Source organism: Mesorhizobium sp. U510, assembly GCF_059180695.1.
In genome coordinates this window covers 3,931,876-3,958,294 of the sequence record NZ_CP180532.1, presented here as the reverse complement: position 1 = coordinate 3,958,294, position 26,419 = coordinate 3,931,876, and the positions used below count along the sequence as shown (strand labels likewise).

The 26,419-nt window shown below is 64.6% G+C and carries 17 protein-coding genes; 7 read left to right on the top strand and 10 right to left on the bottom strand.

From position 1 onward, the window contains the following. Nucleotides 1–69 precede the first annotated feature (69 nt). Genes ACLGL5_RS20635 through ACLGL5_RS20610 form a run of 6 tightly spaced genes read left to right on the top strand, consistent with a single transcriptional unit; the run spans nt 70 to nt 6,074 of the window. Nucleotides 70–753, top strand: coding sequence for a DUF4129 domain-containing protein (locus tag ACLGL5_RS20635; protein ID WP_083246960.1), 684 nt, complete (start codon nt 70–72; stop codon nt 751–753). Beyond that, complete coding sequence (locus ACLGL5_RS20630) at nt 750–1,964, top strand: DUF4350 domain-containing protein (RefSeq protein WP_069091926.1); 1,215 nt, start codon at nt 750–752, stop codon at nt 1,962–1,964. Before ACLGL5_RS20635 ends, ACLGL5_RS20630 begins: the two co-directional genes overlap by 4 nt. Continuing rightward, nucleotides 1,951–2,907 carry an AAA family ATPase gene (locus ACLGL5_RS20625; protein ID WP_069091925.1) on the top strand — a complete coding sequence of 319 codons (957 nt, stop codon included), beginning with the start codon at nt 1,951–1,953 and terminating at the stop codon, nt 2,905–2,907. Before ACLGL5_RS20630 ends, ACLGL5_RS20625 begins: the two co-directional genes overlap by 14 nt. Then, nucleotides 2,904–4,208: a DUF58 domain-containing protein gene (locus tag ACLGL5_RS20620; protein ID WP_069091924.1), complete on the top strand. Its 1,305-nt coding sequence runs from the start codon at nt 2,904–2,906 to the stop codon at nt 4,206–4,208. The genes ACLGL5_RS20625 and ACLGL5_RS20620 overlap by 4 nt, the downstream gene beginning before the upstream one ends. Beyond that, entirely contained in the window at nt 4,205–5,224 is a 1,020-nt protein-coding gene (locus ACLGL5_RS20615) for a stage II sporulation protein M (RefSeq protein ID WP_069091923.1), read from the top strand. The genes ACLGL5_RS20620 and ACLGL5_RS20615 overlap by 4 nt, the downstream gene beginning before the upstream one ends. After that, nucleotides 5,211–6,074 carry an RDD family protein gene (locus ACLGL5_RS20610; RefSeq protein ID WP_038646185.1) on the top strand — a complete coding sequence of 288 codons (864 nt, stop codon included), beginning with the start codon at nt 5,211–5,213 and terminating at the stop codon, nt 6,072–6,074. Before ACLGL5_RS20615 ends, ACLGL5_RS20610 begins: the two co-directional genes overlap by 14 nt. A gap of 28 nt (nt 6,075–6,102) precedes the next feature. Here the strand turns inward: ACLGL5_RS20610 and ACLGL5_RS20605 are convergent, their stop codons facing one another. Next, nucleotides 6,103–6,789 (bottom strand): D-lyxose/D-mannose family sugar isomerase, encoded by a 687-nt coding sequence (locus ACLGL5_RS20605; RefSeq protein WP_027046725.1) that lies wholly within the window; start codon nt 6,787–6,789, stop codon nt 6,103–6,105. A 243-nt stretch (nt 6,790–7,032) separates the two neighbouring features. Between ACLGL5_RS20605 and ACLGL5_RS20600 the strand changes: the two genes are divergently transcribed. Beyond that, complete coding sequence (locus ACLGL5_RS20600) at nt 7,033–8,091, top strand: D-TA family PLP-dependent enzyme (protein ID WP_069091922.1); 1,059 nt, start codon at nt 7,033–7,035, stop codon at nt 8,089–8,091. A 32-nt stretch (nt 8,092–8,123) separates the two neighbouring features. On the opposite strand, the gene ACLGL5_RS20595 is transcribed toward ACLGL5_RS20600, so the two are convergent. The 9 genes from ACLGL5_RS20595 to hutI all read right to left on the bottom strand — a co-directional run bounded on the left by ACLGL5_RS20595 (nt 8,124) and on the right by hutI (nt 26,322). Continuing rightward, the gene (locus tag ACLGL5_RS20595; protein WP_019857541.1) at nt 8,124–8,882 is read right to left on the bottom strand and encodes a heme ABC transporter permease; all 759 of its coding nucleotides are present in this window, start codon (nt 8,880–8,882) and stop codon (nt 8,124–8,126) included. Nucleotides 8,883–9,054: 172 nt separating this feature from the next. After that, entirely contained in the window at nt 9,055–10,827 is a 1,773-nt protein-coding gene (locus tag ACLGL5_RS20590; protein WP_494372754.1) for a glucan ABC transporter ATP-binding protein/ permease, read from the bottom strand. Between the two features lie 370 nt (nt 10,828–11,197). Further along, nucleotides 11,198–19,789 carry a glycoside hydrolase family 94 protein gene (locus tag ACLGL5_RS20585; RefSeq protein ID WP_069091921.1) on the bottom strand — a complete coding sequence of 2,864 codons (8,592 nt, stop codon included), beginning with the start codon at nt 19,787–19,789 and terminating at the stop codon, nt 11,198–11,200. Between the two features lie 287 nt (nt 19,790–20,076). Further along, nucleotides 20,077–20,655 carry a HutD/Ves family protein gene (locus tag ACLGL5_RS20580; RefSeq protein WP_069091920.1) on the bottom strand — a complete coding sequence of 193 codons (579 nt, stop codon included), beginning with the start codon at nt 20,653–20,655 and terminating at the stop codon, nt 20,077–20,079. Between the two features lie 12 nt (nt 20,656–20,667). Continuing rightward, entirely contained in the window at nt 20,668–22,341 is a 1,674-nt protein-coding gene (gene hutU, locus ACLGL5_RS20575) for a urocanate hydratase (protein ID WP_171903282.1), read from the bottom strand. Further along, complete coding sequence (locus ACLGL5_RS20570) at nt 22,338–22,712, bottom strand: hypothetical protein (protein WP_069091919.1); 375 nt, start codon at nt 22,710–22,712, stop codon at nt 22,338–22,340. The genes hutU and ACLGL5_RS20570 overlap by 4 nt, the downstream gene beginning before the upstream one ends. A gap of 24 nt (nt 22,713–22,736) precedes the next feature. Next, nucleotides 22,737–23,555, bottom strand: coding sequence for an N-formylglutamate deformylase (gene hutG / locus ACLGL5_RS20565; protein WP_069091918.1), 819 nt, complete (start codon nt 23,553–23,555; stop codon nt 22,737–22,739). Then, nucleotides 23,555–25,096: a histidine ammonia-lyase gene (gene hutH, locus ACLGL5_RS20560; protein ID WP_069091917.1), complete on the bottom strand. Its 1,542-nt coding sequence runs from the start codon at nt 25,094–25,096 to the stop codon at nt 23,555–23,557. The genes hutG and hutH overlap by 1 nt, the downstream gene beginning before the upstream one ends. Then, nucleotides 25,093–26,322 carry an imidazolonepropionase gene (gene hutI / locus ACLGL5_RS20555; protein ID WP_171903281.1) on the bottom strand — a complete coding sequence of 410 codons (1,230 nt, stop codon included), beginning with the start codon at nt 26,320–26,322 and terminating at the stop codon, nt 25,093–25,095. Before hutI ends, hutH begins: the two co-directional genes overlap by 4 nt. Nucleotides 26,323–26,419: the final 97 nt, after the last annotated feature.

The window sequence follows — 26,419 nt, the reverse complement described above, 5'->3', positions numbered from 1 at the left end:
AACATCCAAACAACCAACCTCGAAAGTAAATCTGCCAAGATTAAAAGGCTTCGTCCAGTGGACTTGCAATTGTCCAGGCGTATTGCCAGTGTCGACACCGAACCGCAGGTGCAGAGGGGCGAGCGGGTGACAGTCGCACAGCCGCAGGACGCCGAATGGCTGGCAAAGATACACAAGCAGTTGCTTGCGGACGATTCCATCCAGTTTGACTTGCCGACACTGGTGCAGCCCGAGCCGCCGGAATGGCTGCGGCCTTTTCTGGAGGCATTGGCGAAGATCGGCCCTTACATGATCTACCTGTTCTGGGGCGCGGTGATCGTCGGCGTCGCGGTCATCGCGCTTCTCGTTGCCCTCGAAGCCAAGGGCGTGGCATGGCGCCTGCCGTGGCGGCGCGCCCGTAAGGAGGCAGAGGCGGAGGAGGCATGGCGCCCGAATGCGAGTGCCGCGCAGATCCTGCTGTCCGAGGCCGACGCACTCGCCGCGCGCGGCGAGTATGACGAGGCGGTGCATCTTCTGCTTCGCCGCTGCGTCGCCGACATTGCCGGGCGGCTGCCCGACTTTCTGCGCCCGTCGCTCACTTCACGCGACATCGCCAGCGCCACGTCGTTGCCGGCGCGGGCACGCAGCGCCTTCAGTGAGATCGCGCGCATTGTCGAGGCAGCGCTGTTTGCCCGCCGGCCGGTCGGAGCGGAAGGCTGGCAGCAGGCGCGTGGCGCCTATGAACGCTTCGTCTTCAGGGATGCCTGGACATGAGCGCGCCAGCGGTCGACGCCGCGCAGGAACCGTTCAGCCGCAAAACCCTGTTCTGGGGCATCTTTGCCAGCTTGCTGGCCGCGGCGGGGTTTTTCCTGCTGTCGACCTACGCGCCGGACTTTCGCCAGCCAGAAGGCGGCGGCACGCCGCTCTCCAAGGGCGGCTCCGGCTATGCCGGGCTCGTCGAATGGCTGAAACTCGCCAATGGACAGGCGCCACTCATGGCGCGCAGCGAGGAAGCGCTCGGCTCCGGCCTGGCGTCCGAATTCCTGCTGATCGTCACCATCGCGCCAAACAGCGACCCGGCCGCGCTGGCAAGGATCATCAAGCTTCGCTCCCGCAAGGCCACGCTGTTCGTGTTGCCCAAATGGATCATCTTGCCGCTGCAAGACCATGAAGGCTGGGAGATGAAGCTCGAACGGCTGCCCGATACGGTCGTCAACGACTGGCTCGGGCGCATCGCCAAGGCCAAGCTCGGCGAAGGCAAGAGTTCGGTCGGGCAGATCGACGTCGCAGGCCGCATGGTCACCGCGCCGGAAGACCTGCAATGGGTGGCGGATGACCACCCCTTGATCGCGGCGGGCAACGGCAAGGCCATTCTCACCGAGCTCGACGACGAGCCGTTCTACATCCTGACCGACCCCGATCTGATCAACAACGCGGCGCTGAAGGATCAGCAAAAGGCGGCGGCGGCACTGGACATGATCGCCATGCTGGAGCCCGGAAAGGGCGCCGTGATGTTCGACCTGACGCTGCATGGCGTCGGGCAGAAATACGATCTCGCCAAGCTTTTGGTCGAGCCACCCTTCCTGGCGCTGACGCTGTCGGTGCTGGCGGGGGCCGCCCTTGCCTTCCTGCATGGGCTCGGCAGGTTCGGACCGCCGCGCTCCGAGGCCCGGGCGATTGCCTTCGGCAAGCGGGCGCTGGTCGACACCACCGCGATGCTCCTGAAGCGCGCCGGGCGGCTCGGGCAGCTCGGCGATCGGTATGCGACGCTGATGCGTGCGCGTGCCGGCGCATTGCTCGGCGCGCCGCAAGGCTTGCCGGGCGAAGCGCTCGACCGCTGGCTCGATTCCCGCGACCGAAGCGAAACGCAGGGCTTCAGCCGCCGCTTCAAAGCCGCGAGCGAAGCCAGGACCCTGGTGCAAATGCATGAGGCAGCGGAAGCGCTGCATGAATGGACGACAAGGAGGCTCGGTGAACGTCGATGATGTGAAGGCCCTGGCGACCGCGATCAGGGAAGAAGTGGCGAAAGCGATCACCGGGCAGCGCGACACGGTCGATCTGATGCTGACGGCATTGTTTGCCGGCGGCCACATATTGCTGGAAGGCCCGCCGGGAACCGCCAAGACCATGACCGCGCGATGCTTCGCGCAAGCACTTGGCGTCGCCTATGGCCGCATCCAGTTCACGCCCGACCTGATGCCTGGCGATATCGTCGGCTCCAACATCTACAATTTCCAGAGCGGGCAGTTCACGCTGACGCGCGGGCCGATCTTCTGCGACCTTTTGCTCGCCGACGAGATCAACCGCACGCCGCCGAAGACGCAGGCCGCCCTTCTGGAGGCCATGCAGGAACACGCCGTCACCTTCGACGGCACCACGCATGCGCTCAGCCAGAACTTCATGGTGGTGGCGACGCAGAACCCGATCGAGCATCAGGGTGTCTACCCCCTGCCCGAGGCGCAACTCGACCGCTTCCTGTTCAAGCACCGGGTGAGCTATCCCGATCTCAAGGAGGAACAGGCTATCATCGTGCATCACGGCGGCGGCACCGCCTCGCATGATATCGCGCAATACGGCATCAAGGCGCAGACGGACCGCAAGACGCTGGAGGCGGCACTTGCCACGGTTGGTGAGGTGACGCTGGTTGACGATGTCGTCGGCTATATCGCTGCCCTTGTGCGCCGCACGCGCGAAAGCCCGGACCTCGAGGTTGGCGCCAGCCCACGGGCGGGCGCCATGCTGGCGCGCGCGGCACGCGCCAGGGCGGCTCTCGACGGCCGCGCCTATGTCATCCCCGACGACGTCAAGGCGCTCGCCATACCGGCGCTGCGCCACCGCGTCATCCTGTCGCCGGCGGCGCAGATCGATGGGCGGCTTGTCGAGCAGATCGTGTCCGATCTCGTCGACCAGACGGAGGCGCCGCGTTGATCTACCCGACCGGCAGAGCGGTGTGGGCTGCGGCGGCCGGGGCGATCCCTGCCTTCCTGATCGCGCTTGCGCTGCCGCATGTCTGGTATCTGGGCCTGCTGTGGATCTGCGCGCTGCTGGCATTTCTCGCTGTCGACGCGGCGGCCGGGCGTGGGCGTGCCTCGCTCAGCGCCAGTCTCTCGGCGCCGCCGCAGGTCGGCGTCGGCGGACGCTTTACCGTGCACGTCGCGGCCAGCCTCGGCCAGCGGGCGCGCAGGCTGCAAGCGCGTGTCGGCCACGATCAGCGTGTGGAGCCGGTCGGCCGCACAGGCGGCGCGTTGCCCGCGAATGGCGGCACGCTCGATCTCGAATTCACGGCGCGCCGGCGCGGCATTGCCAGTTTCGACCGAGTCTGGCTGCGCTGGAAAGGCCCGTTCGGACTGACCTGGAACCAGGTGGTCCTGCCGATGGACCGCAAGGTGGCGGTGCTGCCCGACGTCAGCAGCGCGCGCGATGAGGCCATCACCTTGCTGCAGCGCTCCGCGCTGGCCGACGGCCACGCGCAGAGGCGAGCCGGCCAGGGTCGCGAGTTCGAGGCGCTGAAGGACTATCAGCCAGGCATGGGCCGGCGGATGATCGACTGGAAGCGCAGCGCACGCCACGGCAAGCTTCTAGCGCGTGAGTTCAGGGTCGAGGAGAACAACAACATCGTGCTGGCGATCGACAGCGGCCGGCTGATGTGCGAGCCGGTCGACGGCGTGCCGAAAGTCGACCGGGCGGTAACGGCAGCACTTCTGTCGGCCTTCATTGCGCTCAAGGGCGGCGACCTCGTCAGCCTGTTCTCCTTTGATGCCACGCCCCGCGTCTCGAGCGGCGCGGTGCGCGGCTCGCCGAGTTTCACGATGATCCAGAAGCGTGCGGCCGAGATCGACTATTCCAGCGCGGAGACCAATTTCACGCTGGCGCTGACGACATTGGCGGCCAAGCTCGACCGTCGCTCGCTGGTCATCGTCTTCACCGATTTCGTCGACCCGATCAGCGCCGAATTGATGCTACGCACCGTCGGCAGGCTGACCGAGCGGCATCTGGTGCTGTTCATGCTGATGAAGGATGTCGAACTGGAGACGCTGGCCGACATGCAGCCTGCGAAACCCGAGGATGTGGCCCGCGCGGTCACCGCGGGCGGCCTGCTTCGGGAGCGGCAAGTGGTGATCGGGCGACTGCGGCTGCTTGGCGCGCATGTGATCGAGGCCGACCATCAGCGGCTCGGTCCGGCCCTGGTCGAGCGTTATATCCAGCTCAAGGAGGAAAACCTCCTATGACGCTGCCCGCAGGCACCGATGCCGTACGCCAGTCGCTGGCAAGCTTCCGCCACGAGCGCGAGGCCGACTGGAAGGCGTTCGAGGCGCTGCTGGCCCGCGTCGAAAAACGCGCGCCGCGCACGCTTTCGGAAGACGAGTTGCTGTCGCTGCCCCTGCTCTATCGTTCGGCGCTGTCGTCGCTCTCGGTGGCCCGTGCAACGTCGCTCGACAGCGCGCTGATCGCCTATCTGGAGGCGCTCAGCCTACGCGGGTACTTCTATCTCTATGGCGCGCGACGCGGCTTGAGGCAGCGCGTCGGCGATTTCTTCCTGCGTGACTGGCCGGCGGCAATCCGCGATCTGTGGCGCGAGACCTGGGTGTCGGTCGCACTGACTGTCGTCGGCGCCATTGCCGGCTACTGGCTGGTCGCCTCCGACAAGCGCTGGTACGACGCCATCATCGCGCCCAGCCTTGCCGGCGGGCGCAACCCGGATTCGTCGGTCGAAGTGCTGCGCAGCGTGCTGTACGATGGCGGCAGCAGCCACTTCCTGTCCGGCTTCGCCGCTTATCTGTTCACTCACAACACGCAGGTGGCGATCCTGGCCTTTGCTCTGGGCTTCGCCTTCGCGGTGCCGAGCGTGCTGATCATCCTGATGAACGGATGCATGCTGGGCGCGCTATTCCAGGTCTATGCGGCCAAGGGGCTGGGCTTGGAGCTCGGCGGCTGGCTGTCGATCCACGGCACGACGGAACTGTTCGCCATCGCGCTGGCGGGCGCGGCAGGCATGCGGATCGGCACGCGCATCGCCTTCCCCGGAGAACTGACCCGGATGGCGGCCGCGGCCCAGGCCGGGCGGGTGGCGGCGACCGCCATGGTCGGCGTCATGGTGATGCTTCTGTTTGCCGGCCTGCTCGAAGGCATCGGCCGGCAGACGATCACCAGCGATGCGACGCGCTACGCCATAGGCGGCGGCATGCTGGCCTTGTGGATCGCCTACTTCTACCTGTTCCGGATGGTGCGGCATGGCAACGGCTAGGAACCCTGCCGAGCTGATAAGGCCGCTGATCACGCCGGAAGGTGTCGACCTCAGGGTCAAGCTGGCGGACGCCGGTACGCGGGCTTCAGCCTTCCTGCTCGATGTGGTGATCATCGTCGCTGCCGCCATTGCGGTCACCCTCGTCGTCATCTTCGGCCTCGGCGGCCTTGGTGTGAAGGAGGCAGAGCCGCTCTTCATCGTCTGGATCATCTTCATCTTCCTGCTGCGCAACGTCTATTTCATCGCCTTCGAGGCGGGGCGGCGGGCCGCGACGCCCGGCAAGCGGATCGTCGGCGTGCGGGTCGCCTCGCGCAGCGGCGCGGGTCTCACCATCGATCAGGTCATCGCACGCAACCTGATGCGCGAGATCGAGGTCTTCCTGCCGCTGTCGATCATCGCCGCGCGCGGCGGCGCCGGCGTCGCCGACACGCTGTCGACGATTTTCGGCCTGGTGTGGGCGTTGCTGTTTTCGCTGTTTCTATTGTTCAACCGCGACCGGCTGCGCATTGGCGACCTGCTTGCCGGAACCTGGGTGGTGGAGACACCGAAATTCAAGCTGGTCGAGGACCTTTCACAGCGAAAGGACCCGGTCGACAAGCGCTTCCATTTCAGCCCGGAGCAGCTCGACGCCTATGGCATCGCCGAATTGCACAAGCTGGAAGACGTGCTGCGCCGCGACGATTATGCCGCGATGAAGGCAGTTGCCGAGACCATCGGCCGCAAGATCGGCGCGAAGGTCGAACCGATCGATTCAAAGGCCTTTTTGACCGCCTACTACGGTGATCTGCGGGCGTATCTCGAGCGCAAGCTGCTGCTCGGCAACCGCAAGGCGGACAAACACGCGCGGTAGCGCGGGGCCAAGCCGAGTTTGGCCTGCCCTACCTCAGCCACTTCTCATAGTCGGCCACCAGCAGGTGCACCGGGGCGACATCCTCGTCGATGTTGGAGAAGCGGCCGATCGGCTCGCGGAAGACATTGTCGGTGAGATCGTCGTTGACGGTCGACACCTCGCCGATCAGCACGTCCTTGCCCTCGGCCCAGAAGGCATGCCAGACGCCAGGCAGGAGCGTGACGCTCTGGCCCGGGTCGAGCTTCAGCAAACCGCCCGCCGGCAGCCTATGGATGGTTCCATCGACCGGCACCGACACCTCGGCCTTCGGGTCGATGCCGCCGTCGCGATCGTGCATGAACAGTTCCAGCACCAGCTTGCCGCCGCCACGGTTGATGATGTCCTCGGCCTTGATGTTGTGGCGGTGCATCGGCGACAGCTGGTCCTTGCGCGAGATCATGATCTTCTCGGCATAGAGCATGCCCATGCCCTTCTTCATATCCTCGTAGCGGCCGTTGCGCACGGTAAACAGGAACAGGCCGAGTTCGTTGAATTTTTCCTGGCCGTAATCGGTGATGTCCCAGCCGAGACGCGAGGTGTAGATGGCCGAAGAATCGACCTGGCGCGCCTTCATCTCCTCGGGCGACCAATAGGCGAAGGGGGGCATGATGTAGCCGAACGAGCGGATGAAAGCGTCGGCTTCGCGGATGATTTCGTTGATGGCGGAACGTTTCATGATCGTGACCCTTCGTGTCTACACGCTTTAGGTTGTTGCATGTCGTCATCCCAAAACCGCTGGGCACTTTTGGGCGTCATGCATTGCAAATCGCATAGCCGAACGCCGCTGCGGTGTCGATCCATCTCACTGCCTGCCGTGCCCTTCGCCATGCAGGGATGGCCCAGCGATCCGGTCCGCTGGCCGCGTGACATCAAGCACTTTCAGGCTCATAAACCCTGCGAATTCTCACAGGAATAGAAGATGCCGACCGTCCACGACCTTGATACGCCGTCGATCCTGATCGACGCCGCGCGCGCCGAAGCCAACATCGCCCGCGCACAGGCCCATGCCGACAAAAACGGACTGAAGCTCAGGCCGCATATCAAGACGCACAAGCTGCCCTATTGGGCGAAGAAGCAGGTGGCGGCGGGTGCCGTCGGCATAACCTGCCAGAAGATCGGTGAGGCCGAGGTGATGGCCGATGCCGGATTGTCCGATATTTTTCTGCCCTACAACATTCTCGGCCGCGCCAAGCTGGAACGGCTGAAGGCGCTGCACGGCCGCGTAACCCTGTCGATCACAGCGGACAGCACGGAAACGCTGGAAGGGCTGGCGGCGGCTTTCACCGATACCGGCCATCCTCTCCAGGTTCTGGTCGAATGCGACACCGGCATGGGCCGCTGCGGCGTGCAAACGGCTGATGAGGCGGTTGCGCTGGCAAGGCTGATCGACAAGGCCGGTGGCCTCGCCTTCGGCGGGCTGATGACCTATCCTGCCGCTGGCCGCGCGGCCAAGGCCGAAGCCTGGCTTGCGAAAGCCAAGCAGGCGCTGGCCGCTTCGGGCCTCGCTTGCGAACGCATCTCCAGCGGCGGCACCCCGGACATGTGGCGCTCCTGCAATGCATCGGTCGTCACCGAATATCGCCCTGGCACCTACATCTATCTCGACCGCTATCAGGTCGCCAAAGGCGTCGGCACCCTCGACGATTGCGCGCTGACGGTGCTCGCCACCGTCGTCAGCCACCCAACGGCAACACGCGCCATCCTCGATGCTGGCAGCAAGGCGCTGTCGAGCGACACGCTCGGGCTAGAGGATTTTGGCGAACTGCTCGGCGCTCCCGATGCAAGGGTCACCGGACTCAGTGAAGAACATGGCACTGTCACGCTTTCCGGTGATGCGAAGCTGCGCATCGGCGAGCGCGTGCGCGTGGTGCCCGACCATTGCTGCGTCGTCACCAATCTGTTCAACGAGGTCAACCTGATCGACGGCGAGCAGGTGCTCGAAACGCTGCCGGTGGCAGCGCGGGGGAAAATGGGTTGAGTGGCCTTCCCTTCTCCCCCTGTGGGAGAAGGTTAAGCCCGCTCCGCCTGCCGAGCCGCTACCCGCCGCATGGCGATCACCCGGCGGCGGCGGATTTCGGTGCGCATCGCCATCAGGTGCAGCGTGAAGAACAACGCCGTGAAACCGACGGCCATGACTAGCAGCGGCCAGAGCAGGCTGGGGTCGATGGTCGGGCCGTCCATCCGGAACACCGAGGCTGGCTGGTGCAGCGTGTTCCACCAATCGACCGAGAATTTGATGATCGGGATGTTGATGAAGCCGACCAGCGTGATGATGGCGGCGGCCCAGGCGGCGCGGCTTGCATCGTCGAGCGCACGGGTCAGCGCGATGATGCCGAGATACATCAGGAACAGCACGAAGACCGAAGTCAGGCGGGCATCCCAGACCCACCAGGTGCCCCACATCGGCTTGCCCCAGATCGAACCGGTGATCAGCGCAAGTGCCGTGAAGACCGCACCGATGGGAGCCGCCGATTTCAGCGCGACATCGGCCAGCGGATGCCGCCAGACCAGTGTGCCAAGGGCTGAGACCGCCATCAGCGAGTAACACATCATGGCGAGCCAGGCGAAGGGCACATGGATGTACATGATGCGCACGGTGATGCCTTGCTGGAAATCCTCAGGTGCGGCGAAGCTCATATAGAGGCCGACCGCAAGGATGAGCGCGGCGATCGTCGCCAGCCATGGCACGACCTTGTCGGCCAGCCCAACGAAGCGCGTCGGGTTGGCAAGGTCCATCCAGCCGCTCAGGCGTGAAGTCGTATCGCTCATGCGGCTTTACATAGACCGACAGCGCGATCGGGGCAATCGAGCGGTGGTGTCGCAGGCTTGGTTACCCTCCCCCTTGTGGGAAGGGTCGCTGCGAAGCAGCGGGATGGGGGCGGCGCTGCCCCCACCCGGATCTTCGGTCCGGCCTCCCCACGAGGGAGGTAAAAGATGATGCTTACGCGGCCTCGCCCTGCACGGAGCGGCTGAGGCGGCGGACTTCCTCGTCGTTGAGCAGGCCGCCGGCACGCAGCAGGCTGGCGAAGCGGCCGTTGCGCAGCGACAGCTCGGCGAAGCCGCCCATTTCGACCACCCTGCCCTTGTCCATGAACACGACCAGATCGGCGTCGCGAACGGTGGTCAGGCGGTGGGCGATGATAAAGGTGGTGCGGTCGCGCCGCAATTCGTCGATCGCTTCCTTGACGCGGTCCTCAGTCTCGACGTCGAGCGCGCTGGTCGCCTCGTCGAGCACCAGGATCGGGGCGTCCTTCAATACCGCGCGAGCGATGGCGATGCGCTGGCGCTCGCCGCCGGAGAGCTGGCCGCCACGTTCGCCGACCACCGTGTCGTAGCCATTGCTCTTGGCCAGGATGAAGTCCTGCGCGGCAGCCGCGACGGCGGCGGCGTAAATCTCGTCATTGCTGGCTTCGGCACGGCCGACGCGGATGTTGTCCTCGATCGAGCGGTTGAGCAGTCCGGCATCCTGGAACACCGTGGCGATCGAATGGCGCAGCGACTTGCGGGTCACGGTGCGGGTGTCGATGCCGTCGATCAGGATGCGGCCGCTCGACGGCGAGAAGACGCGCTGCAGCAAATTGATCAGCGTCGTCTTGCCGGCACCCGTCGGTCCGACGATGGCGACGGTCTGGCCGGCCTGAACCTCGAAGGACACATCGCTGACGCCCTGCCCCGAATTGGCGAATTCGAAGTTGACATCCTCGAAGCGGACATGGCCGGTGACATTGGTAAGGTCGCGCAGGCCATCCGGTTCGGCGGCATCGGCGGCCGAGTCCTCGAGCTTGTAGAACTCCTCGAGCTTGGCGCGAGCCTCCGAAATCTGGTTGGCGAAAGCCGACATCTGGTCGAGCCGCGAGATCAGCAGCGTGGCGAAGCCGGTGAAGGCGATGACATCACCGACGCGCAACTGGCCATGGGTCACCAGATAAGCGCCGATCAGAAGCACCACCATCATCGAGATGGTCGACGACAGACGATTGAGCGCATTGGCGATGGCCCACCAGTCGAGCACCGGGTTCTGCGCGTCGAGCAGGTTCTTGACATAGCGGCGCAGAGTCTCGGCCTCATGGCCAAGGCGGTTGTAGCTCTGGAGAACGGCGACGTTGCTCACAGAGTCCGTCACATGGGCGAACACCTTGTGGTAATGGCGCTCGACGGCTGCCTGGCCCGCCTTGGTGCGCTTCATCACCAGACGGCCGATGCCGACATAGAGCACGCCAAGCGCGAGCAGGACCATCGACATGCGGACATCCATGCTGAGCGCCGTCGGCACGAGAAGGACGAGCGCGACAGCCGTGGACAGATGCTGGCGCATGAATTCGAGCCATAGGCTGAACAGCGTCTCAACAGCACGCAGCAGCGTGTGCAGGGCGTTGGACGTGCCGCGCTGATGATGCCAGGCAAGCGGCATGGTGATGACGCGCTCGAAGGACTGGCACAGCACTTCGCTACGCCGGGCGTGAGCAAAGCGGTCGGCGCCGCGCGCCACCAGGACGAAAGCGATGACGTTGAAGGCGCCCAAACCGGCCCACACGGCAAGCGTGGAGAATACAGAGCCATGCGCGGAGATGGCATCGATCACCCGGCCAAACATGATCGGCTCCAGGATGGCGATAGCGGCAAGTGCGACATTGGCGCCGCAAATCAGCGCGACGCGCCTCTTGTCGGCGGCCAGATAGCCCAGCGCTCTCCAATAGATCTGCAGAAGTGACACTTCAGCTACTCCGCCAATTCTCTACTGTGCTCAATGCGGTATTGTGCACTGCACCATTGCTTGACACGTAACGGTTGACGCGTCGCAAAACAATGCCCGTCTATCGCTTCCGTTCCCATTTTGCGAACAAAAGATGACGACGATGCGAAATCTGACGTGATCACCTAACGGTTTGAGATAAAAGGTGAAATGCCAGCCTTGCGGCAAAATCATGGCAGTGGCCGAGCGCTGCCACATTTTTAATCACCGCAGGCTTGCATGAAGTGTCAGGCAATGCCTGGCGGATGCCGTCGCCAATCGCACGCAAGTAAACATTCGCGGCGTCGCGCGCCCCGAAGGACGCGCGACTTATTGACTTAAGGTATTGATTTTACGCCGGTATCTTGACCACGACCTCGGTCTTGGTACCAGCTTTGGGTTCGAAGGAGGCGGACTTTGTTTTCGAGCCGTCGACTTCAAGCGAGATCGTCTTGGTCTTTTTATCGCGAACGACATGAACCTTGATCTCGGCGCCCAGCATCTTCAGGGAAGCCTGGTAGCCATCCCAATGGCTGGGCAGTTTCGGCCGGAACGTGATCTGCTTGCCGCGCCGTTCGATGCCGAGAATGCCTTCGACCGCCGCCCGGTAGAGCCAGCCCGCCGAGCCGGTGTACCAGGTCCAGCCGCCGCGCCCGCCCTTGTCGTCTCCGGCATAGATATCGGCCGCCACCACATAGGGTTCGACGCGGTATTGCTCGGCCGAGGCCTCGTCGGATGCGTGGTTGACCGGGTTCAGCATGGAGAAGCAGCGATAGGCCTCGTCCGTCTGCCCCATCTCGGCCAGCGCTATGACGAACCACGTCGCCGCATGCGTGTACTGGCCGCCATTCTCGCGCACACCGGGCGGATAGCTCTTGATGTAGCCGGGGTCCTTCTGCGTCTTCGAGAAGGGCGGCGTGAACAGTTTGACGATCTTGAGCTTGTCGTCGACGAGCAGGTTGGTCGCCTGCTGCATCGCCGTCGTCGACCGCGCCGGGTCGCCCTCGCCCGAAAGCACGCTCCAGGACTGGGCGATGGAGTCGATCCTGCACTCTTCGGAGGTGCGCGACCCCAAGGGCGTGCCGTCGTCAAAACTGCCGCGCCGGTACCACTCGCCATCCCATGCCGTGCTCTCAAGCGCCCGCTTCAGCGCCTCGGCATGCTTTACCCAGGTCTGCGCTCGCTTGCTGTCGCCCTCGCTCTTGGCGACGGCGGCGAAGTCGCCCAGCGTCTTCAGCAGGAACCAGCCTAGCCACACACTCTCGCCCTTGCCGTGCTCGCCGACACGGTTCATGCCGTCGTTCCAGTCGCCGCCAAGGATCAGCGGCAGGCCGGCAGGACTGCTGCGCTTGATGGCCAGGTCGAGCGCACGCGCGCAATGGTCGTAAAGCGACACCGTCTTCTTCGAGATTTCCGGGGTGAAGAAGGCATCGTGTTCGCCCTCGCCCAGCGCCTGCCCGTCGATGAAGGGCAGTTGCTCCTTGAGGATGGCGGCGTCGCCGGTCACACTGAGATAGCGCGCCGTGGCGTGGGCCAGCCAGACCACATCGTCGGAGATCATGGTACGCACGCCGGCTCCGGTGCGCGGCAACCACCAGTGCTGCACGTCGCCTTCCGGGAACTGCCGCCGCGCGGCGTTGAGGATCTGGTCGCGCGCCAGGGTCGGATCATGCGCCAGCAGCGCCAGCGTGTCCTGCAGCTGGTCGCGGAAGCCGAAGGCGCCGCTTGCCTGGTAGAAGGCCGAGCGGGCGCGGATGCGGCAGGCCAGGCTCTGATAGGGCAGCCAGTGATTGACCATGGCATCGAGCGCCTTGTCCGGCGTCTCGACCTGAATGGTGTCGAGGAAACCGCGCCACTCGCGCTCATTGTCAGCCAGGCGCTGGTCGAAATCCTTGCCTCGGTGCGCCTGCACCAGCGCGCTCGCCTGCGCGGGGGTGTCGGCATCGCCGAGCAGCCACAGCAGCGTGACGTCGCCGCCGGCCGGAATCTCGACGTCGCGGGCGATCGCCGCGCAGGGGTCATCCCCGGCTTCGACACGGCCCGACAGGGCCGCGCCGGTCAGCACCGCGTGCGGCAGCTCGCTGGACCCGTGCCGGCCGAGGAATTCGGAGCGATCCGCCGTCACCGAATGAACAGCGGCATCGGCGGCGAGGAAAGCCACCCGCTCGCTGAAATCGAGCCCATAGGGGTTTTGCGCCAGCAACGCGCCGGTCGCCCCGTCGCGGGACGGGACGATGGTGGCGGCCGTCCGCGACCGATGCCCGCCAAGCACCCATTCGGCGTAGGCATAGACGCGCAGCCGCGCCGGCACCGCGCCTGAATTCTGGATGCGCAGCCGCGTGATCTTCACCGGATCGACGGGGTCGACCACATGGGTCAGGTCCATCGACAAAGGCCCACGCTTCGAGCGGAAGGTGGAGAAGCCCTGGCCATGCCAGGCCTCGTAGGTCATCGAGGGATCGCGCACCACGGCGGCGATCGGCGAGAACGCCCTGCCGCTAGCCTGATCGTAGATATAGATGCCCTCTCCCGGCCGGTTCGAGACCGGATCGTTGGACCACGGCGTCAACTGGTAATCGCGGCTGTTGCGGCTCCAGGTGAAGGCAGCACCCTCGGCCGACGTATGGAAACCGAACGAGGCGTTGGAAACGACATTGATCCAGGGCTGCGGCGTGGTGCGCCGGCCAGCCAGACGCACCACATAGTGCCGTCCGTCGCCGTCGAAACCGCCAAAGCCGTTCCATTGGCTGAGGCCAGAGCCATCGGCACTGACATCCGCCACTGACTGCGAGGCAAAGGCATGCGCCGCCGGGATTTCGCGCGGAGCCGGCGATCCGGTGGACGGCAAGCCATCGCGCGCCTGCAAGGCAGCCGCCTCGGCCCGTTCGATCTGATCGAAGATGGTGCCGTTGCGCGTATGCAGCACCACCCGGGCGACGGCGAGCAGCGTCTTGTAGGTGGTCTCTTCCATCAGGTCGCGGCGCACCGCGAAAATGTGCTGGCGGGGACCGAGTTCCTTGCCGCGCAGACGGCTGTTTTCGCACAGCGTCTCGACCGCGCGCTGCAGGTCCTGGACATAGGACGAAGCCTGCTCGTTGACGACGACGAAGTCGATCATCATGCCGCGGGTGCGCATATATTCCTGGAAGCGCAGCGCCTGGGCGACGATTTCCAGATCGGCTACGTCGCCGATCCTGACCAGGAAGATCGGGAAATCGCCCGAAATGCTGGTCGGCCACAGGCTCGACTGTTTGCCCAGGCCCGAAGCGAGGGATTCGGCCGGCAAGCGCAGGAACGCGTCGGGGTAGATCAGATAGCGCGCCAGTTTCTGCACATTGGCGGCATCGGTCAGGCTGAGGCCCATATGGCGGGTCTGCACCTGGCTGCGCGTCCAGGCAAGCATGGCCTGGCGGGCAAAGCTCTCCTGATGGTCGAGGCGGTTTATCGCTTCTTCCAGCTCGGTGCGGTTGGCCCCGACCACGGTCCAGAAGGTCAGCGATATCTTCTTGTTGGCGGGCACGCGCACCTGGCGGCGCAGCGAGGCGATGGGATCGAGCGTAAAGCCGGAATGGCCGCCGAGCCTGGCGCCCGGATCGAAAGCCGCGGCATCGACGATCGAGCGGCCACGGCCGATGAAGGCGCGCCTGTCGGTCTCGGCCTCGGCATCGCGCGCCGGTCCGGACGGATCGGTGACGAAATGCGCCAGCGTGATATCGGGCTCGCTGGTCTCGCGCTTGCGGCGCGTGGCGAAGATCGCTCCTTTATTGGCGGCGATTTCAGTCTCCACGAACATCTTGGAGAAGGCCGGATGCGCGTTATCGGACGCCTCCAAACCCAGTACCAGTTCGGCAAAGGACGTCACCTCGATGAAACGATCGGACGTGCTTTCATTGTAGAGCGTGATACGACGGCCTTCGCCATTGCCTTCGGAAACGACGATGCATTCGACCTCGGAGCGCAATGTGCCGACCAGTTTGACGAAGCTCGCCTTGTCGTCGGAGAACAGGGTCTGCACCTTCTCCTCTGCCGCGCGCTTTGGCTCCGCCGTTGCCGACCACCAGTCGCCGGTGCTGACGTCACGCAGGAAGATGTAGGAACCGAGACGGTCCTCGACCGGGTCCGGTTGCCAGCGCGTAACGGAAAGATCGCCCCAGCGGCTGTAGCCGGAGCCGGTTGCCGTCACCATCACCGAATAACGGCCGTTCGACATCACATTGGTCGAGCGGAGCGACCGCAGCGGATCGAGCACGATGCGGGTGTCGGGGCTCTCGGTTTCGGTCTCGTCCTTGGCGCGCTCGTCCGCCTCGGTCCTGACGGTCGCGGTCGGGATGTCGCGCGGGGCCCTTTCCTGCAGCAGGAGTTCAGCCGATTCAATGACCGGGTCGCTGTGGAAACGGTCGCGCAGGCGACCCTCGAAGATCGCGTCGGCGACCGCCGCGATCGACATGCCCGAATGGTGCGCATAGTAGTTCAGCACGACCGCGTGGTTGGTCCCTTCAGGCACCCGCTGCGGCGTGAAATCGACCGCATCGTAAAAGCCATGCGGGCCAAGCGCACCGATGTCGCGCAGACGCGCCAGATTGTGCACGGCTTCGCGCGGGTTGAACTGCGCCGCCAATATGGTGGCGTAGGGGGCTATCACCGTGTTCTGGCCAAGGCCGCGCTTCAGCCCAAGCCCGGGCACGCCGAAATTGGTGTACTGGTAGGTCAGTTCGCGGTCGCGGGCGTTGTAGGCCGCTTCCGAAATGCCCCAGGGCACGTTTTTCTGGCGACCGTACTGGATCTGGCGCTTGATGATGAGTTTGCTGGTCTGGTTGAGGATCGAGCCCTGCGCCTCCTTCATCACCAGCGGCGGCATCAGATACTCGAACATCGAGCCCGACCAGGACATCAGCGCGCCCTGGAAGCCGATCTCGACGATCGGACGGCCGAGCCGGAACCAATGTTCGGTCGGCAGGTCGCCCTTGGCGATGGCGAACAGGCTGGTCAGCCGCGCCTCGGAGGCGAGAAGGTCGTAGCAGCTTTCGTCGAGCTGGTGCTCCTCGACCCGATAGCCGATCGACAGCAGCTTACGCTCCGGCCGCATCAGGAAGGCGAATTCCATCTCGAAGGCGAAACGACGGGTGCGCTCGCGCAAGGTCAGAAGTTTGGCGCGTAGCGCTTCGACGGCGTTGTCGTCGCTGTGGGCATCATGGACATGCGCCTCGCAAGTGGCTTCCAGCCTCGCCGCCCAGTCGACGATGACGTCGCTCTGGGCCGACGCCGCCTCGGTGTGGATGGCGGTGGCCAGCTTGCGGATCTCGCCCGCCAGCACGGCGAGGTTGATGGTGCGGATCGAGGCCATTTCCGGCTGCGCCTTGATCGTCTCGACGGCGCGCCGCATGCCGTCCAGGCGATCGACGAGGCGCTGGCGCAGAGGCCTGAGCTGACGGCGGTCGTCGGGCAACTCATCGAGGCTCTCGCTCAGGATGGTCACCGTGTCGAGAATGCCTTCGAAATCACCCTGGAGGTGAACGGAAGGCGCTTCAGCCCATTCGGCACAGGCAGCCGCCACAGCCACCAAATGGCCGGCGAGATTGCCGCTGTCGACAGCCGAAATGTACAGCGGGTAGAGCGGCTTCAGCGTCGTGGTGTCGTACCAGTTGAAGAGATGGCCGCGGTGGCGCGGCATGCTCTCTATGGTCGTCATGGTGGCGTCGATGCGGGTGATGGCATCCGACAGGCTGATCCAGCCGAAATCGCGCGCCGAGACCACCGACAGGAGATAGACGCCGACATTGGTCGGCGACGTGCGCGGCGCCACGACCGGTGCCGGGCTTTCCTGGAAATTGTCCGGCGGCAGATTGTGATGCTCCGCCGTGACGAAGCTCTCGAAATAGTGCCAGGTGCGCCGCGCAATAGTGCGCAGCGTATGGATATCGGCCTGCGATATACGCAGCCGGTCCTCGGTTTCGGCCGAGCGGCTGATCCAGCTGGCAATCGCCGGCGAGCCGATCCAGAATAGGGCGAAGAAGAAGGCGACGAAGGCGCCGGTGGAATCGGCCAGCACCGGAATGGCCAGGCCGACGAAACCGATGATCACGGCGCCGTACATCATGCCGTAATAGGAGCCGACATCGTTGTCGCCGGCCTTGTGCGCCTGGGAAGCGGTGCGCCATTCCAAAAGATTCTGGCGGCTGACGAACAACCGGTAGAGCGTGCGCACGATGGCGTCGCCCATCATCCAGGCATTGTGCGCCATCAGCACGATCTTCAGCGCCACCATGGCGGTGCCGAAGGCGACGTCGCGCGCCAGCGCCGAGAAATGGCCGCGCGGCGTCTGGTCGCCGCTCTTGGGCAGGATGGCGTTGACCACGTCGAAGGTCGGCGCCATGAACAGGCTGAGGATCAGCAAGGCCTGCCATTGCGCGGCCTGCGTGAAGGGCAGCAGGGTCCAGCCTGCGATCGCCGCCATCACCCAGAAGATCGGCGTCAGCGAGCGGCGCAGATTGTCGACCATCTTCCAGCGCGACAGGGCCGGAACGCCGGAGCGCGGATCGAGGATGAAGCCCAGAAGCTGCCAGTCGCCGCGTGCCCAGCGATGGTGACGCGAGGCGTCGACCGAGTAGCGGGTCGGATAGTCCTCGACCAGTTCGACGTCGGTGACCAGTGCAGCGCGCGCCAGCGCGCCTTCGAGCAGATCGTGGCTGAGGACGGTGTTTTCCTCGATGCGGCCTTGCAGGGCGGCCTCGAAGGCATCGACATGGTAGAGGCCCTTACCAGTGAAGGACCCGTCGCTGAAGACATCCTGGTAGAGGTCGGAAACGGCGAAGACATAGGGGTCGAGGCCGCGATTGGCCGAGAACACACGCTGGAAGAACGAGGCCTCGTCGCCTGATGTCAGCGAAGCGGTGATGCGCGGCTGCAGGATCGTGTAACCGGCGGTGACGACGCGCCTGGCGGCGTCGAAATGCGGGCGGTTGAGCGGGTGGCAGAGCTTGCCGACGAGGCTCGCCACCGCGTCGCGGGTGGTGCGCGTGTCGGCGTCGAGCGTCATAACATGGACGACTTTTTCCGGCAGCGGCACGTCGAGCGGCAAGAAAGTGGTGTCGCTGTCGCCGCGCAGCAGAAGGTCAAGCTCATGCAGCTTGCCGCGCTTGCGCTCCCAGCCCATCCAGGCCCCTTGAGCGGCGTTGAAGAGGCGGCGGCGGTGCAGGATATAGAAGCGCGGCGCGCCTTCCGAGGGATAGCGGGCGTTGAGACGGGCGATCTCGGCGCGGGCATATTCGAGAATCTCGGTGTCGGCCGCATCGATCTCGATCTTGCTGTCGGGCCAGTCCGACAGCAGCGCGAAATGGATCTCGTCCACCAGATTGGCAAGGTAATGGACTTCGAGGTTGCGGATGTTCTCCTCGACATCGTCGCGCGAGCCGATCAGCGACGGCACAACCACCAGCGTGCGCGCCTCGGGCGGCACACCGTGCCTGTAATCGTAACCGATCAGGCGTGTCGGCTTGAGGAAGAGCGAGACCACCGTGTTGAAGAAGGCCAGCGCGCCCTCGCTCGCCGGCACGGCAAACAGCGCCAGCATCAGGACGATCGAGGTCACCGACAGGCCGAGATTGGCCAACGCATTGCCGGTGAGGACGAGAAGCAGGGCCGTCAGCGCGAAGACCGGCAGGACAATGCCCAACCATCCGGTCTTGGTGAACGTCCGCTTGACCGTCTGGCTGATGGTGGGCCGATAGCCGATCGCTTTTTCCAGCTCCAGACGGCGCGGACCGACGAGGAAGAAGCCGACATCGGTATGCGCGGACGGAGCCGGCGCGGAATCGTCGCCATCGCCGGCCGATACATGTTCGCCGGCGGCGTGTTCGCTAGCGGCCTGGCCGGCCAGTTCGATCGCCTTTTCGGCGACGCGGTATTCCGACAGGTTCGAGCGGCGGGCAAGTTCCTCGATCGCGGTGCGGTATTGGTCGCGCGAGAAGAAATCGAGCGCGGCAAAATCGGTGCGCTCGCGCAGCACGGTGTCGATGCGGCTGACGCCTTCGAACCACACCGTCCAGTCGACGTCGTTGATGAGGCGCAGGCCGCGGATGATGTTGCCGGTCGTCACATTGCCGCTGGACAGCGTGTGATGCTCGGAGATGATGATCTCCTCGGCATCGGAGCCGGTCTTTTCGAGCTCGCCTTCCAGCCATTCCAGGGCCTTGCCGGCATTCTGCGAACCATCGCGCAAGCGATAGAGAAGCTGCGTGGCAAAGGTGGTGTCCTGTGCGTGAGCGCTGAAATTGGCCAGGATCGCCTGGCGGTCGGCACTCTCGTCGGTCGCCAGCACCTTGTCGGCCACATCGTTGGCGATCTGGCGCATCTGGCGGGTGCGATTGACCCTGACGGCCAGCCGGCGGAGATTTTCGATAAGCACGAAGCGCAAAAGCGATGGCAGCGCCCAGAGTTCACCGATCTTCAGCGGCTCGACTGACTGAAAACCCTGGACGATGGACTTGAACATGGTCGCCGAGACGGAACTGTCCGAATGCGCCACATAGGTCCAGGCCAGCGCCAGCGCACGCGGCACGGTGCCGCCGTCAGGCAGTTTCAGCGTCGGCAGCTGACGATAGAAGCGGCGCGGCAGATCGCGCTTGACCTGGAAAATGGTCTCTTCGACCAGATAATTGTTGTCGAGCAGCCATTGCGCGGCCGGCGTGATCGTCTCACCCTTGGCCTGCGCCGCATTGGTCGAACGGTAGACTTCGAGGATCTTCTTGGCGCTGTCGCGGATGCGGGCCTGGAAATCAAATGGGATCAGGCCGAAAAGGTCGGCGAGATCGCCCTTTGCCAGGCTTTCACCGAGCAGCCTCAGGCGCTCCTCCGGCAGGAATGTCGACCTTATCGGCTCTTCCGTAATGGCCGGAAAGCTCGCGCTTGTCTTCTCGATCTGGGCAGGATTCGTCTGAATATTCATTGAAAATTCCGTAAGCGGGCACTCAGCGGCGTCACCGCCACGGCAATGGCCCTAAAACCGGTTCAAATGCAATTGGTTGCATCAACCCCTATGCCGAAAGTTTGTTTCCGCACCACGACAGAGCGTCATCTTTCGACTGAACTCAAAGACGAGCGCCCCTCGCTCCCGTCGGGTTCGATCGGCGGAGAGGATTCGGGCTTTTTCGTGATGCCGGCAGGAGCTTACGCTATATTTCGCCCGTATTGCGATCATGTTTGGAAACAGGCGGTAACCGTTGGCGCGAAGCCTCAGGCGGCGGCGGTTATCCGGACCACGAACAGCGTCGTATCCCGCGCCGGCTCGACCTTCAGGATGGGAGCATCCGGCCCGATCACCAGCGTGTCGAGCGACCCGAGGCGAATTGACCCGGCCTCGGGGAAGAAAGCTTCGCCCTTCTGACAAAGGATGAGGGTCGAACCGGCCCGGGTCGCGATGTCCACAGGCTGCGAAATCGCCAGCCGCTCGACCGAATGCAGCATGCGGCCGCGGCGCGTCATGACGTTGAGATCGGTGATCGGGCCGGCGATCAACGCGGCGCTGGTCGGCAGGTCGGCTGGAAAGGCAAAAGGCGCGGATGCCGGCGTCAGCCGCACCGCGGGCCGGTCGGCGACATCGAGCACGATCCCCTCGCCTTCCAGCACCGACAACGTGCGATCTATGCCGGCAAAGCTGGAAAACGGCCCACTGCCCTCGACGCGGGCCATCGACATGCGCCAGTCGAACTCGTCAAGGCCGGCGCCGTCAGGCGAGACGGCCATCTCGGTCGTCGTGCCGCCGCCGTTCTTCCACGGCATGACGCGGTAGTCGACGGCACGAAGAATGCGCATGATTTCAGCCTATCAGCCGAGAATGCCGGGCAAATTGAGCTGATGCTCCTTGGCGCACTCGATGGCGATATCGTAGCCGGCATCGGCATGACGCATGACGCCGGTCGCCGGATCGTTCCACAGCACGCGCTCCAGGCGCCTGGCGGCATCCTGCGTACCGTCGGCGACGATGACCATGCCGGCATGCTGGGAAAAACCCATGCCGACGCCGCCGCCATGATGCAGCGACACCCAGGTGGCGCCCGACGCGGTGTTGAGCAATGCATTGAGCAGAGGCCAGTCGGAGACGGCATCGGAGCCGTCCTTCATCGCCTCCGTTTCGCGGTTCGGCGAAGCGACCGAGCCGGAATCGAGGTGATCGCGGCCGATGACGACCGGCGCCTTGAGTTCGCCCTTGGCGACCATCTCGTTGAAGGCGAGGCCGAGCCGATGGCGGTCGCCGAGACCGACCCAGCAGATGCGCGCCGGCAGGCCCTGGAAGGCGATGCGCTCGCGCGCCATGTCCAGCCAGTTGTGCAGATGGGTGTTGCCAGGCGTCAGTTCGCGCACCTTGGCGTCGGTCTTGTAGATATCCTCCGGATCGCCAGAGAGTGCGGCCCAGCGGAACGGGCCGATGCCACGGCAGAACAGCGGACGGATATAGGCCGGCACGAAACCCGGGAAGGCGAAGGCGTTCTCGAACCCTTCGTCCTTGGCGACCTGGCGGATGTTGTTGCCATAGTCTAGCGTCGGCACGCCGGCGTTCCAGAAGGCCACCATCGCCTCGACATGTTCACGCATGGAAGCGCGGGCAGCCTTCTCGACCGCCTTGGGGTCGCTGACGCGCTTCTCGCGCCACTCGGCCATGGTCCAGCCCTTCGGCAGATAGCCGTTGATCGGGTCGTGGGCCGAAGTCTGGTCGGTGACCATATCGGGGCGGATGCCGCGCCTGAACATTTCCGGCACGATCTCGGCGGCATTGCCGAGCAGGCCGACCGACTTCGCCTCGCCGGCCTTGGTCCAGCGCTCGATCATTTCCATCGCTTCGTCGAGCGTCTCGGCTTTCTCGTCGACGTAGCGGGTGCGCAGGCGAAAATCGATGGAGTCCGGGTTGCATTCGATGGCCAGGCAGCAGGCGCCAGCCATGACGGCGGCCAGCGGCTGTGCGCCGCCCATGCCGCCGAGGCCGCCGGTCAGGATCCACTTTCCCTTGAGGTTGCCGCCGTAGTGCTGGCGGCCAGCTTCAACAAAGGTTTCATACGTGCCCTGCACGATGCCCTGCGTGCCGATATAGATCCACGAACCGGCCGTCATCTGGCCGTACATCATCAGGCCCTTTTTATCGAGCTCGTTGAATTTGTCCCAGGTCGCCCAGTGCGGCACGAGGTTGGAATTGGCGATCAGCACACGCGGCGCATCGGTGTGGGTGCGGAACACGCCGACCGGCTTGCCGGACTGCACCAGCAGCGTCTCGTCCTCGCCAAGCGTCTTCAGCGAGGCGACGATGCTGTCGAAATCGTTCCAGGTGCGTGCCGCCCGACCGATGCCGCCATAAACGACCAGTTCGTTGGGGTTCTCGGCGACATCGGGGTCGAGATTGTTCATCAGCATGCGCAGCGGCGCTTCGGTCGTCCAATATCGGGCGTTGAGCTTGTCGCCGCGGGGGCTGCGCACTTCACGGATGTTGTGGCGAGGATTGTTCATCATTGTCCCTTTCGAATGAGATGCGCGGTGCTGCGGGAGCCGTCGGCGCTAATCCAAGTGATCCGCTCGTTGGCAGGATTGGAGGAATCGATCGTCATGGTGTAGCAGGCCCAAACATCAGAGGGCGGCCACAGCGAGCAGTACTGGTCACCCCGCACGTCCCAGCGGCCTATCTGGTGACTGCCGCCTCTGGCATAGCTTGTTGCGCCGCCGTCATCGAAGTCTTGGGACCAGCCGTCGCCCTGGACCTGCGCGCCCTTCAGATCGGCAAGGATTTCCGGCCCTTTCATCGCCACTTCGGCGGCGAATGCCGAAACGATTGCAGCTAGAACCAGCCCCCCCGCGAGAAGGAATGTCCTGACATGTCCGGTCACTGCGTTCCTCCGAAGAATTGCCGATCAGCCCTGCGCCCAGGCAATCGCGGTTTTCAGAATGTTCTCCAGCGTTACGCGGATCGGCGCCGCAAATCCGGCTTCGTAAGGCACCGGCCAATTGTCAGGCGAGCCCTTCTCCTCGGGCTCGCGCATGTAGCCACGGTTGGAGAGCTCCATCTGCAGCGCATGCACGCCGCTTTGTGGCTGGCCGAAATGGCGCGTGATCCAGCCGCCCTTGAAGCGACCATTGACGACCCATGTCTCGCCAGTTCCGACCAGGATTGCGGCGACCCTTTCCTGCAGGATGGGATCGGCGCTCTTGCCGTCGTTGGTGCCGAGGTTGAAGACTGGCAGCGTGCCTTCGAACAGACGCGGCAATACCGAACGGATCGAATGGCAATCGTAGAGGACGATGTTGTCATGCAGGCCACGCAAGCGGTCGATTTCGGCCTGCAAGGCAGCATGGTAAGGCACGAAGAATTTTTCGCGACGCTCGTCGACCTCCGACGGTCCCGGCTCCTCGCCCTCGCGGTAGAGCGGGTCACCGTCGAAGGTCTCGGTCGGGCACAGGCTGGTGGTCGCCTGGCCGGGGTAGAGCGAGGCGCCGGATGGGTCGCGATTGACGTCGATCACGGTTCGCGAGATGGCCGTGTGAACGACGGTTGCGCCGAGGTCGTTGGCGAAGTCATAAAGCTTGTCGATCCACCAGTCACAATCGCGGCGGCCGAGCCAGGGCGACACCAGCCGGGGTTCGAGGCCGGCGAGGTCGATGCCAGTGTGCGGGATCGACACCAGCAGCGGTGCTGTGCCTCGGCTGACGGTAAGCCAGGGTGTGGCAGTCATCATGCCGCTCCCGCGATCGACGGCAGCGCCACCGCGCCGGCAGCCCTGACGGTCGCACCGCTGCGCACCATGGCGATTGCCTTTTCCATGTCGGGGTGGAAGTGGCGGTCATTGTCGAGATGCGGCACTTCAGCCCGGACCAGTTTGCGTACCGCTTCCAACGCGTTGCTCGACGCCAGCGGCTGGTGGAAGTCACAGCCTTGCGCGGCGGCCAGCAATTCGATGCCGATCACCGCCGTGGCGTTCTCGACCATGCCGATCAGCCGGCGTGCGCCGTGTGCCGCCATCGACACGTGGTCTTCCTGGTTGGCCGAGGTCGGGATCGAATCGACGCTGGCCGGATAGGCCTTCTGCTTGTTTTCCGAAACGAGTGCGGCCGCCGTCACCTGCGGGATCATGAAGCCGGAGTTGAGGCCCGGCTTGGGCGTCAGGAAGGCCGGCATGCCTGACAGCGCCGGATCGACCAGCATGGCGACGCGGCGTTCCGACAGCGAGCCGATCTCGCAGACGGCCAGTGCGATCATGTCGGCGGCGAAAGCCACCGGCTCGGCGTGGAAATTGCCGCCGGAAAGGGCCGTGTCATCCTCGGCGAAGATCAGCGGATTGTCGGTGACGCCATTGGCCTCGGTGCCGAGCGTATCGGCCGCCTTGCGCAACACGTCGAGCGCGGCGCCCATCACCTGCGGCTGGCAGCGCAGGCAATAGGGATCCTGCACGCGCTCGTCGCCGACACGATGCGATTCACGGATGGCGCTACCGGCCATCAGATTGCGCAGTGCCTCCGCCGTCTCGATCTGGCCACGGTGCTTTCTCAGGAGATGAATGCGCGGGTCGAACGGCGCGTCGGACCCCTTGGCGGCATCGGTCGACAGCGCGCCAGCAACCAGCGCCGACTGGTAGAGCACTTCGGCTTCGAACAGAGCGGCGAGCGCATAGGCGGTCGAAAACTGCGTGCCGTTGAGCAGCGCCAGACCTTCCTTGGCGCCCAGCGTCACCGGCTCGAGGCCGTGCGAGACGAAAGCGACCTTGGCCGGGAAACGACCATGCGGGGTAAAGCATTCGCCGACGCCGATCATCACCGCCGTCATGTGGGACAGCGGTGCAAGATCGCCGGACGCGCCGACGGAACCTTGCGCCGGCACCACCGGGATGACGTCGTTGGCGAGCATCGCTTCCAGCAAATCGATGGTTTCGGGTCGCACCCCGGACGCACCCTGCGCCAGGCTGGCAAGTTTCAACGCCATCATCAGCCGGGCAATTGCGACCGGCATCGGCTCGCCGACGCCGGCGGCGTGCGACAGCACGATATTGCGCTGCAAGGTTTCGAGATCGCCGGCCGGGATGCGCACGCTGGCCAGTTTGCCGAAGCCGGTGTTGATGCCGTAGACCGGCTCGCCCTTGGCGACGATCCGGGCGACGGCCTCGGCGCTCGCCTTGATTCTTGGACGGCAGGCCTCATCCAGCTTCGGCACGGCGCCACGGTAGATGGCGCGCCAGTCGGCCAGCGTCGCATTGCCAGGCTTCAGGGTCAGTTCGGTCATTGTCCTCTCCAGATGCGGGCATGGAGCGGGTTGAAGCCCATGCGGTAAACGAGTTCGGCCGGGCGCTCGATGTCCCAGATCGCCAGGTCGGCGGATTTGCCGGCTTCCAGCGTGCCGGCCTTGTCGAGAAGGCCAAGTGCACGCGCAGCCTCGCGGGTGACGCCGGCAAGGCATTCATCGACGGTCAAGCCAAAAAGCGTCGCGGCCATATTCATGGTGAGCAACAGCGAGGTGAGCGGCGAGGTGCCGGGATTGCTGTCCGTCGCCACCGCCATCTTCACGCCATGACGGCGGAACAGGTCGACAGGCGGCTTCTTGGTTTCGCGGATGAAGTAATAGGCGCCGGGCAGGATGGTCGCCACCGTGCCGGCCTTCGCCATCGCGGCAGCGCCTGCCTCATCGGTGTATTCGAGATGATCCGCCGACAACGCGCCATAGCTGGCGGCAAGTGCTGCGCCGTGCAGATTCGAAAGCTGGTCGGCATGGAGTTTCACGGGCAGTCCGAGCGCTCTGGCCTTGTCGAAGACGCGTGCGATCTGCTCCGGCGAAAAGGCGATGCCTTCGCAAAAACCGTCGACGGCGTCGGCAAGTTTCTCAGCGGCGACGTCGGGCAGGATCGTGGCGGCGACGAGATCGATGAAGGCGTCCTTGTCGCCCTTGGCTTCGGGCGGCAGCGCGTGCGCGGCGAGGCAGGTCGTGCGGATTGTGACGGGGCGCTCATTGGCCAGCCGGCGGGCGGCACGCAACGACTTCTTCTCATTGTCGAGATCGAGGCCATAGCCCGATTTGACCTCGACCGTCGTGACACCTTCGGCCATCAGCGCATCGAGGCGCGGCAGCGTCTGGGCAACAAGGTCATCCTCGTTTGCCGCGCGCAGCGACTTGACCGAAGACACAATGCCGCCGCCGGCCCGGGCGACTTCCTCATAGGTGGCGCCGGCCAGCCGCATCTCGAATTCATTGGCGCGGTTGCCGGCATAGACAAGATGCGTGTGGCAATCGATCATGCCCGGCGTGATCCAGCGGCCCTCGCAATCGACCGTGTCCGCGCCCTGCCCCGCCGAAGCCGGCATCGAGGCCTCCGCGCCGGCGTAAACAATGAGACCATCGCGCGCGGCGATCGCGCCTTTCTCGACAATGCCGAGGCCCGCCACACCGTCGGCCATGGTCGCCAGGCGCGCATTGCGCCAGACACGAAGGCCGCTCTTCCCGTTTGCTCCACCCATCATCTTTTCCATTTGAAAGGATGACGATTATGTATATACATATCGAAACGCGACGCAAGTGGTCTCGTCGCTTAGGCATGCAGATTTGGAGACGGAC